The following is a 16,235-nucleotide window of genomic DNA, read 5'->3' on the forward strand; positions in this document are numbered from 1 at the left end:
CTCCTGTAGTTAAGTTATAAGTTACATGCCGAAACATGCAGGGGAAGTAACACGTCGTTATCTCCCTATCCTTTTAATTGTGCCACAAAGTTGCGAATTTGCAACAGCCCTGCCTCACGGGTATCCGGATTCCCAAGAAGAGGGATCGCTTCTTCCACCTGACGAACGATGGCACTTCCTACAACCACCCCGTCGCAGATGCGGGAAAAACGCTCTACTTGCTCATGGCTGGAAATGCCGAACCCTACCGCTACCGGAATATCTGTCAAACTTTTCACAGTCTCAATAAAACGCTCTACTCCGTCAAAGAAGGACGCTCTTTCCCCCGTTACTCCTAGCGAAGATACGCAGTAGATAAAGCCTCGCGCTCCATTAACGATACGCTCAATCCGTGCGTTGGAAGTAGGAGCTACCAACGGAACCAGATGTACGCCTGCCGCGTCCGCTCTGCGGCGCATCTCTTCTGCTTCCTCAATGGGAAGATCCGGAATAATCATGCCGCTAATATCGTGTTTCACAAGTTCATCAAAGAACAAATCCAGTCCCGTTTGCAGTACAGGGTTGTAGTACGTAAAGAGAACAAACGGAAGCTGTACCCCAGCCTCGCGTGCCTTGGCCGCTGTTTCCATGCAAGTACGAATGGATATTTGGCTTTTCAGCGCACGCTCGGATGCGCGCTGGATGACAGGCCCATCCGCAAGCGGATCGGAATAGGGAACCCCAAGCTCCAGGATGTCAGCTCCTGCCTGTTCAAGCTCCTTGATAATATCAATTGTCGTCTCCACATCGGGGTCACCAACGGTCAGAAACGGAATAAGTGCTGTACGATTTTGTTCCTTTAAACGCAGGAAGGTCTGGTCCATCCGATTCATGACAAGTTCCCTCCTGTATATTTCATAATGGATTCCACATCTTTGTCTCCCCGACCGGACAGACAGATGACAACAATATCGTCTGCTGTAAGTTCAGGTGCAAGCTTAACGACTTGAGCCACAGCATGTGCAGATTCCAGTGCAGGAATGATACCTTCTGTGCGGCTGAGCAGCTGCAGAGCATCCAGCGCCTCCTGATCCGTAATCGGTACATACTTCGCACGTTCAATGTCCTTCAGATAGGAATGCTCCGGACCAACGCCTGGATAATCCAGACCCGCCGAGATGGAATGTGCAGGTTGAACCTGTCCATACTCATCCTGAAGCAAATAACTCATGGAACCCTGAAATACGCCATGTGTCCCTTTACTCATCGTCGCTGCGTGGAATTCAGTGTCCACACCTTTGCCGGCAGCTTCAACACCAACCAGCTTCACATCCTGATCCCCGATAAACGGGTAGAACATGCCAATTGCATTACTTCCGCCACCGACAGCGGCAACGATCACATCAGGAAGACGCCCTTCAATCTCCTGGATCTGTCTGCGCGTCTCATCCCCAATGACTCGTTGAAAGTTACGCACCATCATCGGATATGGATGTGGACCAACGACTGATCCAAGCACATAGAATGTATCCTCCACGTTGCTGACCCAGTAACGAAGAGCCTCATTCCCTGCATCCTTCAGTGTCCGTGTGCCCGACGTCACCGGAATCACTTCTGCCCCCAGCAGCTTCATCCGGAATACGTTCAGTTGTTGACGCTCTGTATCTTCTTCGCCCATGAACACTTTACATTCGAGACCAAGCAGTGCAGCAACGGTTGCCGTTGCAACACCATGCTGTCCGGCACCCGTTTCGGCGATGACTTTCTTTTTACCCATACGTTTGGCAAGCAAGCCTTGTCCGATCGCATTGTTAATTTTATGTGCACCGGTATGATTCAAATCTTCCCGCTTCAGATAGATCTTCGGTCCTCCCAGATGGCGAGACAGCTGTTCCGCATGATACAGCGGCGTCTCCCGTCCGGAATACTCACTTAGCAGATAATTTAATTCCTTATTGAATTCCTCGTCTTGAGAGTAACGATCATACGCCTCTTCCAATTCGATTAGAGCGTTCATTAGTGTCTCAGGAACAAAGCGGCCTCCGAAGGGACCGAATCGCCCGTTTTGATCCGGCAATTGATGTGTCATGCCTGCTTCACCCTTTCTACAAATGCTGTGATTTTTGCAATATCTTTCACGCCGTCAGACTCTACGCCGCTGGATACATCGACGCCGTCTGGTGCATAGGTCTGTATCAGTTGCTCTACATTATCCGGATGCAGCCCCCCTGCTACGAACAGAGCAATTCCATGTTGAATGGCCCATTCAGCATAAGCGGGAATACGATCCCACGCAAACGTCTTGCCGGAACCTCCTCCGTATAACGGATCATAGGTATCCAGTAATATGGCATCCACAACGTTTTGATAAGGATCAAGTGCCTTCTTGGCCGTATCGTTCACTTCTGCAGCTGTTTCATCTTTGGGAAAAGAAAGAGCCTTGAACACCTCGGTTCCGAAACGCTGCTTCACCAGTCCGCAAAATTCCGGAGACTCCTGTCCATGCAGCTGAATAACATCCAGGTGAGCTACTTCCATTACACTCTCCAGCGCTGTGATTGAAGGATTCACAAATACTCCTGCCAGTTTCGGACGATGAGATGTATTCCAGTCCATGAGGACCGCTCTTAACTCGGCAGCCTTACGCGCATCAATTTGGCGACGGGACTCGGCAAAGACAACACCAATGTAATCAATCGGCAAGTTTATCATCGATTTTAGCACTTCAACGTCCTGAAGTCCACAAATTTTTACGGCCGCTGCCGATTCTCTAGGCGTCCTGTTGTCTCTGCCGCCTATACCGTCATTTATGAGTTTATTCATCCTCTTGGCCCCATCAATTCGTAAACGGCTGCTTCCACATCATCCTTGCGCATCAGATGCTCACCGACTAGGATCCCTTTTACTCCGGCCTCTATTAGTGATCCTAAACGCTCTGGACCGTCAATTCCACTCTCACTGATTAACGTTACGCTATCCGGAATCAGCTTCATCAGATCAAGCGTTGTACTTAAGCTGGTTTCGAACGTCTTCAGATTACGGTTATTGATTCCAACCAGAGTTGCATGCGGAATCTCCAGTACCTGCTCCAGTTCCGTTCGGTCATGGACTTCAATTAAGACATCCAGTCCTATACTTTTGGCAAATGACAGATACTGACGGATCTGCTCCGGGGACAGGATGCTTGCAATCAGCAAAATGGCATCTGCACCAAGCAATCTTGCTTCAGCGATCTGGCGCTCATCGATAATAAAATCCTTACGCAAAAGAGGAATATTCACTGCTTGATGAATGGCCTGCAAATATTCTCCACTGCCTTGAAAGTAGGAGACGTCCGTCAATACGGAAATACAATCTGCTCCTGCCCGTTCATAGGCTAATGCAATCTCTACCGGATGAAAGTCAGGTCGAATAAGACCTTTGGATGGTGATGCTTTTTTCACTTCAGCAATAAGTCCCAGGCTCCGATTACGATTCTTCGATAACGCCCGTTCAAACCCGCGGGTAACGGGCAATGTTTCAATCTGTTTTAATGCCTCTTCCATCTGAAAGGTTTGGGCCAATACTTCAACCTCTTGCTGTTTCGTTGCTACAATTCGATCAAGATACATGACTGTACGCCTCCGTTGTGTGTATTAGCTGTTCCAATTTCATCGCTGCTTTTCCGGAATCCACAGCATTCGCGGCCATGGTCACACCTTCCGCAATGGTCTTTGCAAGACCCGAAAGGTAGATGCATGCTCCAGCATTTAACAGAACGACATCACGATACGCGCTCCGTTCTCCGTGAAAGATTCGTTTTATGATTTCGGCATTCTGGAGAGCATCTCCTCCAAGAACGGTCTCCAGCGGATGGAGCGACAACCCCATATCACGCGGGTCAATGTCGTACGTCTGAACTTCACCATTACGTAGTTCAGATACCTGAGTCGGTGCGGATATGCTGATCTCATCCAGTCCATCATGACTTGCAACGACCAGCGCTCTCTTTAGACCGAGACGATTGAGAACTTCTGCAATCATCGGCGTGCGACTACGGTCATACAGACCGAGGAGCTGCCGATCCGCGCCTGCGGGATTAGTGAGAGGACCAAGCATATTGAAGATCGTACGTACACCCAGCTCTTTGCGTGGTGCAGCCGCATGTTTCATGGAAGGATGGTACACCTGAGCGAAACAGAAGCAAATTCCGATCTCATCCAGGCATTGTCTGGCCTGTTCTCCATCCAGATGAATGTTAACACCGAGCGCTTCAAGAACATCCGCACTGCCTGCTTTACCTGAAGCAGATCGATTGCCATGCTTCGCCACACGAACAGAGACTGCTGCTGCTATGATGGCTGAGGCTGTTGAGATATTGAACTTGTGAATCCCCGATCCGCCAGTCCCGCAAGTATCGAGCAGCCCGCTACCATCAGTAAGAATCCGGCCGCCCTGTCCGCGCATCGCCTCTGCAAAACCGGTGATTTCATCCACCGTTTCCCCCTTCATTCGGAGAGCCATCAGCAACCCGCCAATCTGGGCCGGAGTCGCTTCACCCTTCATGATGGAATACATCAAGTTACGTGCTTCCGTCTGCTCGAGATGGTTACCCTCCAAAATTTTGGCAAGTCCGTCCTTCATTCCTTCGTTCTGGCTTAAGGCAGATGCGGATCTCTTGGAATCTTCATTCATCACAGGGTTCATATTCATATCCGGTCTCTCCTCTCTCAGTTCTGTACAGCCGAGGCTGGCGTTACAAAATAATCTGCATTCGCAAGTGTCAGGTGGTTATCTTTTCCTTTAGGTGGGAACATGGCCTCCGCTGTACGGATTGCTTTAAGTAATGCTTTTGCCTTGTTGACTGTTTCCTCGTATTCACTTTCAGGTACCGAGTCCCATACAATGCCTGCTCCGGCCTGCACGTACGCTTTTCCTTTTTTGAAAATGATGGTTCGAATCGTAATGCAGGCATCCATGTTACCGGAGAACCCGAGATATCCGATCGCGCCTGCGTAAGCACCGCGAGCTTCTTTTTCCAGCTCTGCAATAATCTCCATGGCACGCAGCTTCGGTGCACCTGATACCGTTCCAGCAGGGAGACACGAGAGGAATGCATCGAAGAAATCCTTGTCTTCTCTGAGCTCGCCTGTCACATTCGATACCATGTGCATGACGTGAGAATAACGCTCAATCTCCATGAACATGTCACACTTCACACTGCCAAATTTCGATACACGGCCGAGATCGTTTCGGCCCAGATCAACCAGCATGAGATGTTCCGCCCGCTCCTTCTCATCCTGCAGCAGATCGGCTGCAAGCGCACGATCCTCCGCTTCCGTTGCACCTCTTGGACGTGTGCCGGCAATTGGCCGTGTCTCCACACGATTGCCGTCCACCTTTACCAGAGCCTCTGGCGAGGTCCCGACAATGATTTCATCATCCATTTTCAAATAATACATATAGGGCGATGGGTTCAGGGTCCGAAGTACACGATACACATGAAGCGGGGAAACCTCAGTATCGATGTGGAAGCGCTGCGACAGCACGACCTGAAAAATATCACCTGCACGGATATATTCCTTGGCTTGCTCCACATTGCCGATAAATTGTTCCTTCGTTAGGTTGGAACGAATATCCCCCAGATCAACGTCTCCCGGAATGGATCGCGGATTCAGGTTTTCCCCGGGTCCCTGCTGCTGCAAGCGCTCAGCGGCCTGCTCAAGCTTCTCTGATGTCACTGCATAAGCTTTCCGGATGTCTTCATCCGTTGCCCCTTCTTTGACATGAACGTTGCCGACAAGCAGCATTTGCTGTTTCACGTGGTCAAACACAATAATCTGGTCACAGAACATGAAACGGATATCATCCATATTCAGATCATCCAGCGCATGAGCCGGAAGCTTCTCATAATATTGCAGCAGATCATATCCAAAAAAACCAATCGCTCCGCCAGTAAATGGCGGCAGTTCGTCGTCTTTGGGACTACGGTACTTGCGCAGCAGCGCTTTTAGTTCTTCAATAGGTTTGCCTGGCAGCTCGCGCTTCTGGCCAGCTTCTTCCACTTCCATCCGGCCCTTTTTGGCCGAAATCATCAGAAACGGATCCGTACCAATGAAAGAATACCTTGCCCACTGAATACCACCCTCCACACTCTCCAGCAGGAATGCCCGGTCATTCTCAGCATAACGGCGGAAAATCCGGATAGGTGTTTCCATATCAGCCAAAATCCGTTTGACTACCGGAATCAGATTGTATTCTTTCGACATTTTCAGTACTTGATTAACGTTTGGCGTTATCATCAGATCACGTCCTTTCAGATTAGGTAGAAGAAAGTCATGGGTTGTATATAACAAAAAAAACCTCTACCATCAGGTAGAGGTTCTGGGTTTATAAGCTGTAATCAACAGTTTGGTGCTTCATAAATAACAAGTCCCTATACTTCCATGCTCGATCAACAGACCAGTCTCATGAATGAACGTCCTACATCCACCAACCTGCACGTTTTGAATATGGGTTCACTAACTCTTTCTGCTTGCACATACCATCACAGAAACAAAATGGGATCTCAGCAAACAAAAATGAGCATATACCAAAACAAAACGGTGTCAATGGACACGTTTCACAATATGAGGTTCCTGTTCTTATCAATCCTGTAGCACGACGTACCGCGAATCAGTTGGCCGACCTTGTTACTCCGGCTACCACCCGCTGGACTCTGCTATATACTCCACTATCTCAGCTGCTCTCAGCTCAACTCATACTCTACTCAACTGGTTCTCACTATACAGCATTCAGAATGGTTTGACAACCACTCTATTTCTTATGAATTCGAAGGTGCAGCCAAATCAGGCCGCAGGGATTGTGCACCATTCAGGTACACATGATTGATTTCATGTTGGTCTTTGGTTGTGTTCACATGCACCATGAAACGAATGCATTGCGGCAGGGCACCCTTAACGGGTACTTCCAGTGCACACATCAAAGGTACCAATTCCCAGCCTTCCAGTTGACGAATGGCCTTCGCTGGGAAGGCAGCATCCAAATCACCCGTCATCGTAATCCAGACGCTGCAGATATCTTCCGGCTTAATATCGTTGCGGTCTACAATCTCCTGCAGCAATACCGCTGTTTCCTTCAAAATCTGTTCTTCGTTATTTTGCGTGACTGTTGTAGCCCCGCGAATTCCACGTGTTACCATCGTTATTCTGCTCCCTTCTTAAGCAATTCAATGACATCCCGAACTGCCGATACGGGCACGTCTTTCACAATTCTCGCTGCTCCAATCCGATACGGAATAATGAAGACCATATGTCCTTCACGGAATTTCTTGTCATGCATCATCGCTTCCATCAACGCATCGGTATCCAGATGTTTCGGCATGGTGACCGGTAATCGCAGGGAACGAAGCATCCGCACCGTATCTTCATATAGACCTGCAGGTGCACCAAGCTTCTCGCCCAGCAATGCCGATCCGGCCATCCCGATAGAGATGGCTTCTCCATGCAAAAACTCCCCGTAGCCAGCTATCGCTTCGATTGCGTGACCAATGGTATGGCCCAAATTCAAAAGTGCACGCTCGCCGTTTTCCCGCTCATCACGTGACACAATTTCAGCCTTGATGCCGCATCCGCGTTCCAGTCCGTATCCGAGTGCTTCCGGATCAAGCGCGAGCAACGCTTCGGCATGCTCTTCACACCAATGTGCAAACGCTTCGTCGCGAATCAGTCCGTGCTTCAGCATTTCCGATAGTCCGGCTGAAACATCGCGCGGCGGCAAGGATTGAAGTGTATCTACATCATAGAGCACAAGCTCAGGCTGATGGAATGCACCAATCATATTTTTGGCCAGCGGATGGTTAACGGCTACTTTGCCACCAACACTGCTGTCATGTGCGAGAATTGTTGTAGGTACTTGTACAAACTTGATTCCACGCATATATGTAGCCGCCACAAATCCAGCGAGATCTCCCACAACGCCTCCACCCAACGCAATAATGGCGGAACTGCGATCCAGTTTACCCTCTATGGCAGCTGTCATCATGTATTGATAAACCGATAGGGATTTGGATGTCTCTCCCGAAGGGACCACTGCCGAAACGACTGTATAGTCAGCCGCCCGGAGGATCTGTTCAAGACCAGCCAAATACTTGGGAGCCACATTCTCATCGGTAATAATGAGCAGCGGACTTTTTTTGGTCAATCCATATTGTTCAAAAAATCGAGGAGCCTCAGCGAGCAGACCACTGCCAATCAGAATGGGGTATGAGCGTTCCTCCAACTGAACTGTCAGCTGACGCATATTAGTAGCTCTCCAATTGAGCATTATAGTTGTTGTAGTTCGCGCGAATTTCCTCCATGGAATCCCCACCAAATTTCTCAAGGAATGCCTTGGCAATCTCCCATGCCACCACATGTTCCATGACTACGCTTGCTGCCGGGACGGCACAAGCATCTGAACGTTCGACTTGGGCTGTGAAGGCTTCTTTGGTATCAATATCAACGCTTTGAAGTGGTTTGTAGAGTGTCGGAATAGGTTTCATAACCCCACGAACTACGACCGGCATTCCGTTGGTCATACCGCCTTCAAATCCACCCAAACGATTGGTTGCCCGGTGGTAACCACGTTCCTCCGTGTGAAGAATTTCATCATGTACCTGGGAGCCGCGGATCGTTCCTGCTTCGAATCCGATACCGATTTCCACACCTTTAAAGGCATTAATGGACATGACACCTTGAGCAATCCGTGCATCCAGTTTGCGATCATACTGCACATGGCTTCCGAGACCGACAGGCACACCTTCAACAATGCATTCCACGATTCCTCCGATGGAGTCGCCTTCCTGCTTGATTTGATCAATGTAGGCTTCCATCTTCTTCTCCGTCTCTGCATCGGTTACTCGAACCGAGGAAGCTTCGGTTACTTCAATCAGCTCATCGATAGGCAGGTCTTGGTAAGGTGCCTCGATCTCTCCGATACGCAGTACACGCCCCGCTACCTTAATGCCAAACTCAGCCAGGAACTGACGAGCGATCGCTCCACAAGCTACACGTACCGTTGTTTCACGTGCACTGGAGCGCTCTAGAACGTTGCGCAGATCTTTCAGATTATATTTGAGTCCGCCGTTCAGGTCCGCATGTCCAGGACGAGGACGATGAACGCGGCGTTTCTCTTCATCACTGCCTTCAATAGGCTCAATATTCATAATGTTCTGCCAGTGTTTCCAGTCATTATTCTGAACGACCAGAGCTACCGGAGCTCCAGTTGTATATCCGTGACGAATGCCACCTACAAAATTGGCCTGATCTTTCTCAATCTGCATCCGGCGTCCACGGCCATATCCTTTTTGTCTACGGTGGAGCTGGAAGTTCAGTTCCTCAAAATCAATATTCAGATTGCTTGGCAATCCTTCGATAATCGCTGTCAATTGGGGTCCGTGCGTTTCCCCTGCGGTTAAATAACGTAAACTCATAATACGTTCCCCCTTTAAACTGTTAAACTGCACATTGCTAAAATCCCATAATTTCTTTGCTCATTATAGTATAGCTGACCCGCTTTGACAAGAAAGCCCGTCGTTTCCTGCCCAAAAACGAAGTTTTGGTCTGCTTGTGCTGACACAATTCGCAGCTGAAATTTACGCCCTTCTTTACCCGGAAATACAAATAACCGTCTGGACACACGTTCGTGTGTAATCCAGACGGTCAGCCAATCCGTTAACTTTATTTATTTTTTACGATAGAAGAACGTCTCCGCTGTCTCCAGACCGTATTGTCCAGGGGAGAAAATCTGTTCTGTGCTGCCTACGAATAGAATGCCGCCTGGCCGTAAACTTGCTGCAAATTTATGATACAACAGATTTTTGGCTTCCTCGGTAAAATAGATCATCACATTCCGGCACACAATCAGATCATACCCATCATCAAACGGGTCCAGCAGCAGATTCTGCTTCATAAACTTGATTGAGCTTTTGAGCTTGTCATCGATTCGATAAACCAACCCGTCCTGTTTAAAATATCGACTGGCTGTCTCTCTGGGGACATCCTTGAGCGAACGCTCCATATAACGCCCTTCCTTGGCTTTGGCCAGTGCGCCTTCGTCCAGATCACTCGCCGTAATGGAACTATCCTTAAGAATTCCCATGGTATCCAAAATCATTGCAAGTGTATAGGGCTCTTCACCAGTTGAACAAGCTGCACTCCATACCTTTACACGGCGCTTCGGACCAATCAACTCAGGAAGGATCTCGTCACGGAGCACTTCCCAGCGGTTAGGATTTCGCCAAAATTCCGAAACGTTAATCGTCATCCGATCAAGAAATTCGTAAAATAGCGACTTATCCTTCTGCATGGCATCAAAAAAATTAGAAAATGTATGAAACCCGTTTTTGTTTCGAAGTGTGGTCAGCCGTCTTTTCATCTGGCCTTCCTTGTATTGAGCAAGATCAATGCCTGTGCTCTCTTTGATTTTCCGAATAAAACCGGCATAATCCGGGTCTAGTTGTTCCTGCTCCAGCATCGTATCACCCTTCTGGCTAATAAATTACAACCAGGCTGCGATGCTCTTGTCGTACGTCACCAACTCATCTGAACTAAAGAAGTTTGCTGCTTCACGAGTGGCAGACTCCGGCGAATCTGCTCCATGAATCAGGTTATGCGGTGTGTGGCTCGCAAAGTCTCCGCGGATCGTACCGGGAGCCGCTTCCTTTACATTGGTTTTGCCGATAACAATCCGCGCAAGTGCCACAATGTCATCACCTTCCCAGACCATGGCAAATACAGGCCCGGATGTGATAAACTGCACCAGATCATCAAAAAACGGCTTTCCTTCATGTTCCGCATAATGGCGCTTGGCCTGTTCCTCTGTCATCTGAACCAGTTTCCCGGCCACCATTTTAAACCCCTTGTCTTCCAGACGGCTAACGATACGCCCAATCAAACCACGCTGCACACCATCCGGCTTCACCATCAAAAATGTACGATCCATACGCTCACTCCTCACTCACGGTTCAAAGTTAGTTCATTATGTAGACGCAATCACTTTGATTGTAACATACATGTCCAATTCCTCCCAATGAGGAATCTCACATCTATGTCTTTGGAGTAAACCCGAGTACGAAGCGGCATGATCATATCACTGCACGTTAATGAGTCCGCTTGACAACAAAATGTGCAATATCGCGCAAATTTTTGCTTGTCTTGATATTGGGCAGCTGATCCAGAGCATCGAGCGCTTTCTTCATATATCGGTCAGCCAGTGCTTCAGCTTTAGCGATTCCTTGACTTTGGCGAATCATTCCAATGGCATCCGAGGCACTTGCCCGTCCATCTTCACGCTGAACACGCGAAATCTCGTTAAGCAGCGGCTCACGAAGATCACGTTCCTGCAGAGCGTACAGGACAGGCAGCGTAATATTCCCCTGTTTCATATCACTACCTGGAGGCTTACCCAGTTGTTTCTCCGTTCCCACCAGATCAAGTACATCATCCTGAATCTGGAAGGCCATGCCCACATTATATCCGTAAGTATACAAGAGCGAAGAAACATGTTTTGGTGCGCGTGTAGCCAGAGCTCCAAGCTGGCAGCTGACTGCAATCAGCAGCGCTGTTTTGCGACGGATCCGCAGCAGGTAATTGCGAACACTCTGTCCTGTATTGAAAAAGTCACGAATCTGCTCCATCTCACCGATAGACATCTGCACCATGGCCTTCGCCAGAATACGATGGATGTCCGGATCGGACAGGCCAGCTGTCATCTGAAGTGCTTTTCCATAGATATAATCCCCGGTGTACATCGCAATACGGTTATCCCATTTGGACTTTACCGTAGGTTTGCCTCTCCGTGTCTCCGCATTATCAATAACATCGTCATGCACCAGTGAAGCAGAATGAATCAATTCCAGCGGTACCGCAATCAACTTCAGGCGTTCAATGTCATATGTACCATATTTACCGCCGAGCAGTACAAATACCGGACGCAGACGCTTCCCGCCGGCTTTGAGCAGATGTAGTGAAGTTTCACTTAGCAGTTTCTGATCTCCCTGCACACTGCGATACAATTCTTTTTCGATGTAATCCATGTCTTTTTTTAACAACCCGAAAATATCCAATAGTTTCATTCGTTCACCCGTGTCAGCGTATTATCAGTCCAAAAATCCATGCTTACCTTCCCCTCCAGCAAGTCGGGCCTGCAGGCATAACGAAAAACCAGGGCTTGCCGTTCCTGCTTGTGTTCTACTAAGTCGTACTTACTTCTTCGAATGTCATGGCTGACATCCGGGAATTAAACTCTTCGACTTGTTCTGAAACAAATCCAGAAGTTGCCGGAGCATGGGTCAAGGCTGTGGTTTCACCGAAACTCTACCATCAGCGCTCACCAATACCCCGGGATACCGGGGCTAGCAGGTCATAAACCTGCATATTAAATTCAAACTGTTATAGAAAAACGGCTAGCCCCGTTGATCCGGCTCTCCCCATCTTGCAAACAGTTGATGCTGAATGCGCAAACTATCCAGCACTTTACCTACCAAAAACAGAATCAACTCTTCCATCGTCTGAGGTTTGTGATAAAAAGCCGGCATGGCCGGAATCATTCGAACACCCAAGCGAGAGAGCTTGAGCATGTTCTCCAGATGGATCGCATGGAGCGGAGTCTCCCGTGGCACCAGAATTAGCGGCCTTGCCTCCTTCATCATGACATCCGCAGCGCGAGACATCAGATTATCTGAAGACCCCTGTGCGATGGAGGAAAGTGTGCCCATGGAGCATGGCATGATAATCATGCCATCAGCCAGGTAAGATCCGCTTGCAATCGAAGCCCCTATATCACTAACGGGATGATAGACAAGCGAACCGCCGAGGCCGCCGAATTTCTCTTCCAGCACACCTTCACGATTCGTGACATCCCAATCCATTTCTTCTTTTAAAACCCGCCAGCCGGCATTAGATATCACCAGATGGACAGTGAAATCCAGGCCGAGCAGCGTCTCAATAAGTCTTATGCCATAAATACTTCCGCTGGCTCCGGTAATTCCGACAACAAGTCGTTTATTGTCCAGCTGCTGCATGTTTATTTCACCGCCAGGTCTATCAAAGTAAAGGTAAATACGACCAGACTCAAAACACTATTCATGGTAAAGAAAGCCGTCTGTACACGACTCATATCGTTAGGCGATACAATATAGTGCTCATAGAAAAGAATACCATATGTAATCAGCATACCCGCACCATACCACCAGCTTAGATCCGTCATCAGCAGAAGCGCCAAAAATCCGATGGCTGTAATAATGTGAAAGAACTTGGCAATATTCAACGATTTGATAAGTCCGAAACGGGAAGGAATGGAATGAAGCCCCTCTTCCTGGTCGAACTCCAGGTCCTGACATGCATAAATAATATCGAAGCCCGCGGTCCAGAACACAATCGTAACGTACAGCACAATGGCTGTCCAATCCATGGACCCCGTAACAGCAACCCAGCCTCCTAGTGGAGCAAGGCCAATAGTCATTCCGAGAACAACATGGCAGAGCCATGTGAATCGTTTGGTGTATGAATACAATACCAGCATAAACACTGCGATCGGAAGTAATTGCATGGATAACACATTAAGATTGGATGAAGCCCAGAATAACAGGATAAACGAGACAATAATAAAGATAACAACCTCGCCATTTTTGAGCAGGCCCGCTGGGATGGCACGCATAGCCGTCCGCGGATTTTTGCCGTCGATCGCTTGGTCAATCATCCGGTTGAGTCCAAATGCCGCACTGCGTGCACCAACCATGGCCAGCAGTACCCACATAATCTGCATCCAGGTTGGGAACGTTCCGTTCACGACCATAGACCCGAGAATGGCACCCATAAATGCAAAAGGTAAAGCAAAAAGCGTATGTTCAATCTTGATCATTTCTAAAAAGATGCGAATTTTCCTAAACATGCTGATTCTCCTTGGTTCCAATATGCAATGCCGCGATGCCTCCGGTCAGAGGATAGGCCTGCACTTGCTTCAATCCGGTTTCTTCGAAAATGGTAGCCAGTTCCTTCCTTCCCGGGAATAATGCCAATGAATCAGGCAGCCATTTATACTGCTCATAACGTTTGGCGAACAATTTGGCAAGCCTCGGCAGTACTTGTTCAAAATAAAAATAATAAATACCTTTAAACGGCTGCCAGGTCGGCTTGGACAATTCCAGACACACAACCATGCCACCTGGTTTTACTACACGTTTCATCTCCGACAAAACCTGTCTCAGATCAGGAACATTACGAAGGCCAAACCCAATGGTAACATAATCAAATGAATTATCTTCAAAAGGAAGTGACATGGCATTCCCCTGAACAAGCGTAATCTGCTTTTGTCTGTTTACGGCATTGACCTTGTTCTGTCCCACCTCAAGCATGTTGCTGCTAAAGTCCAGTCCATGCATGTGACCTGTTTCACTTGCCTCGGCCATCGCCAGCGTCCAGTCACAGGTACCGCAGCACAGATCTAAACCTGTATCCCCTTTGGACATGTTCATTTTTTTCATTGTGAATTTGCGCCAGGCTTTGTGCCTGCGGAAACTCAGAATGTCATTCATGACATCATATTTTCCGGCTATACTCTGAAACACCGAATGGACAAACTCTTCTTTCGGTTTCGACTCTGCGCTCCCCATTTGTCTCCCCCTCAATCTTCCCTTACTGCTGCGTGTGAAGGCTCCAGATAACCCAAATAGGTTTCCAAGATGGCATGCAGCTCAGCTAATCCCCTCTGGTCTTGTTCTTCCTGCAGCAAAAGCTTTATGCGGTTTGTACTTTCGCGAAGCCTGTCCAGCAGGAGCCCATCAATTTGATACTTGACTGCCATAGCCCCACATGCCCGCATATCTGGCTCCGGCTGGCCAATCAGGTTCCGCTCATCGGCTGTACCTTGCTTGTATATATGCCAGAACGCATAGCTATGAGTGAATTTCTTCGCGTCATTCATTCGCTGCAGCTCTTCCACAACAGTCTCGCACAAGCTGAATTCAGCAAGAAGACTCTCCCATAACTTCTGATCCTTTGATCCAATCATGTCCGCAAAAGAAAGAAACAGCTGCATCTTCAGCTGTACCGTTTCATGCAAGTATTCTTCAGCCGAAACGAGAAGCTTTTTCATCCGATCATACAGCGTCATCTTGCGTACGTTGACTTCAGATACGGCACCGCTGAGCTTGCCGATCATCTCAATGCGACCCGCATGGGCAAGCAGCTGATAAAAGCGACTGCTCAAGTAATCACCAGCAAGAACGTTCAACTGGCGTGAGCGCATCTCCTGCTCTTTCCGATCCCCGGAGATCGTATCGATTCGATCATGCGTATCCATGGCCAGCTGAACGAGCGAGGTAGCCAGAGCATAGAGCTCATCATGCTCCTTTTCATCTGTACGGCCCACAAACGCCTGCAGCAGACGAGCCCGGCTATCCGGAAACGGTGGTATTTCCGTATGTTGTCGAATCATGTCGTAATCCGTATATTTTTTTGCTAGTTGGGGTACGCGATATGAATTCATTCTCAGCCTCCGAGCCTTTGCATTGTTAAACCATTTCTGCACTACAATCTTATATATTATAGCATATGTTGAACAGACACGCACTGAATCCTGCTATTCTATTACCCTTCGTTCAACAATTCGAATTGCTTCTTCCACAGATCGGTCTCCATGATGTGAAACCATTCTTTTATTTCACCGGATAGGACGGGGCTTCTCCAATTTCGAAGTGCTTCAATTGCTTCTGTTGGCCACTCATTTCTTCGTATATCAGCCGCAAGCAGCAGATGCCTTTTGTGCAGCCACTCATCTTCTGCCATGACACGAAGCAGTATTTGCTCTACGTTATCAAGACCGTGAAATCCAAGCTCGGCCACCGTCGCCATATTGTCATAAATTTCGGTGTAACTTGTTCCGGTGCCTGTCACCTTCAGATCCAGTTTCAAAATCGACTGCTTCCACTCCACTTTTGCAATCGGTGTAGTCAAATGCATGGAGCTCAGCACGTCCACCAAATTCTCGTCAGACAGTTCCAGCTTTTGCTCAGCTGCAGATACCGGTTGTACCCGCTCTCCGCCCAATGTTCGCATATGTAAGGTTTGCACAGCAACCAACAGGAAAACTGCTGCAACTGTTGCCAGCAGCGAAGCCGTCACGATCATCCGCGGTTTCATAAATGCCTCCCTGCCTTTACATGTTAGTGTAGTCTGTCCGGTAAAGGCTCATACCTCATTGTACAATGAAAAAAAGCAGGCTATGCCTGCAATTTT

General features: G+C 48.4%; 17 protein-coding genes. All 17 read right to left on the bottom strand.

The genetic code is table 11. The features are described 5' to 3' along the window. Positions 1-65: 65 nt before the first annotated feature. Entirely contained in the window at positions 66-872 is an 807-nt protein-coding gene (trpA, locus tag CHI14_RS26405) for a tryptophan synthase subunit alpha (protein ID WP_095292851.1), read from the bottom strand. After that, complete coding sequence (trpB, locus tag CHI14_RS26410; RefSeq protein WP_095292853.1) at positions 869-2,068, bottom strand: tryptophan synthase subunit beta; 1,200 nt, start codon at positions 2,066-2,068, stop codon at positions 869-871. The genes trpA and trpB overlap by 4 nt, the downstream gene beginning before the upstream one ends. Beyond that, positions 2,065-2,691, bottom strand: a complete 627-nt coding sequence (locus CHI14_RS26415; protein WP_249281253.1) for a phosphoribosylanthranilate isomerase — start codon at positions 2,689-2,691, stop codon at positions 2,065-2,067. The genes trpB and CHI14_RS26415 overlap by 4 nt, the downstream gene beginning before the upstream one ends. 107 nt (positions 2,692-2,798) lie before the next feature. Next, complete coding sequence (gene trpC, locus CHI14_RS26420) at positions 2,799-3,590, bottom strand: indole-3-glycerol phosphate synthase TrpC (RefSeq protein ID WP_095292856.1); 792 nt, start codon at positions 3,588-3,590, stop codon at positions 2,799-2,801. Further along, positions 3,580-4,653, bottom strand: a complete 1,074-nt coding sequence (gene trpD / locus CHI14_RS26425; protein ID WP_095292949.1) for an anthranilate phosphoribosyltransferase — start codon at positions 4,651-4,653, stop codon at positions 3,580-3,582. The genes trpC and trpD overlap by 11 nt, the downstream gene beginning before the upstream one ends. 35 nt (positions 4,654-4,688) lie before the next feature. Beyond that, positions 4,689-6,260, bottom strand: a complete 1,572-nt coding sequence (gene trpE, locus CHI14_RS26430) for an anthranilate synthase component I (RefSeq protein WP_095292951.1) — start codon at positions 6,258-6,260, stop codon at positions 4,689-4,691. 521 nt (positions 6,261-6,781) lie between these two features. After that, positions 6,782-7,159, bottom strand: a complete 378-nt coding sequence (aroH, locus tag CHI14_RS26435) for a chorismate mutase (protein ID WP_095292857.1) — start codon at positions 7,157-7,159, stop codon at positions 6,782-6,784. Between the two features lie 2 nt (positions 7,160-7,161). After that, positions 7,162-8,259: a 3-dehydroquinate synthase gene (aroB, locus tag CHI14_RS26440; protein ID WP_095292859.1), complete on the bottom strand. Its 1,098-nt coding sequence runs from the start codon at positions 8,257-8,259 to the stop codon at positions 7,162-7,164. Between the two features lies 1 nt (position 8,260). Beyond that, positions 8,261-9,430, bottom strand: a complete 1,170-nt coding sequence (gene aroC, locus CHI14_RS26445; protein ID WP_095292861.1) for a chorismate synthase — start codon at positions 9,428-9,430, stop codon at positions 8,261-8,263. Positions 9,431-9,681: 251 nt separating this feature from the next. Beyond that, positions 9,682-10,473, bottom strand: coding sequence for a CheR family methyltransferase (locus CHI14_RS26450; RefSeq protein WP_095292863.1), 792 nt, complete (start codon positions 10,471-10,473; stop codon positions 9,682-9,684). 24 nt (positions 10,474-10,497) lie between these two features. Further along, positions 10,498-10,941, bottom strand: a complete 444-nt coding sequence (ndk, locus tag CHI14_RS26455; protein ID WP_095292865.1) for a nucleoside-diphosphate kinase — start codon at positions 10,939-10,941, stop codon at positions 10,498-10,500. A 157-nt stretch (positions 10,942-11,098) separates the two neighbouring features. Continuing rightward, complete coding sequence (locus tag CHI14_RS26460) at positions 11,099-12,073, bottom strand: polyprenyl synthetase family protein (RefSeq protein WP_095292868.1); 975 nt, start codon at positions 12,071-12,073, stop codon at positions 11,099-11,101. 330 nt (positions 12,074-12,403) lie between these two features. Continuing rightward, positions 12,404-13,021 carry a UbiX family flavin prenyltransferase gene (locus CHI14_RS26465; protein ID WP_095292870.1) on the bottom strand — a complete coding sequence of 206 codons (618 nt, stop codon included), beginning with the start codon at positions 13,019-13,021 and terminating at the stop codon, positions 12,404-12,406. A gap of 2 nt (positions 13,022-13,023) precedes the next feature. Next, a complete protein-coding gene (locus CHI14_RS26470; RefSeq protein WP_095292872.1) occupies positions 13,024-13,890 on the bottom strand; it encodes a UbiA-like polyprenyltransferase in 867 nt (288 codons plus the stop codon). Then, positions 13,883-14,611 (bottom strand): demethylmenaquinone methyltransferase, encoded by a 729-nt coding sequence (locus CHI14_RS26475; protein WP_095292874.1) that lies wholly within the window; start codon positions 14,609-14,611, stop codon positions 13,883-13,885. The genes CHI14_RS26470 and CHI14_RS26475 overlap by 8 nt, the downstream gene beginning before the upstream one ends. Positions 14,612-14,622: 11 nt before the next feature. After that, positions 14,623-15,486 (bottom strand): heptaprenyl diphosphate synthase component 1, encoded by an 864-nt coding sequence (locus CHI14_RS26480; RefSeq protein ID WP_095292876.1) that lies wholly within the window; start codon positions 15,484-15,486, stop codon positions 14,623-14,625. Positions 15,487-15,587: 101 nt separating this feature from the next. Further along, positions 15,588-16,139 (bottom strand): hypothetical protein, encoded by a 552-nt coding sequence (locus CHI14_RS26485; RefSeq protein ID WP_095292878.1) that lies wholly within the window; start codon positions 16,137-16,139, stop codon positions 15,588-15,590. Positions 16,140-16,235 lie beyond the last annotated feature (96 nt).

This window comes from Paenibacillus sp. 7516 (genome assembly GCF_002272715.1).
Classification (GTDB): Bacteria; Bacillota; Bacilli; order Paenibacillales; family Paenibacillaceae; genus Paenibacillus; species Paenibacillus illinoisensis_A.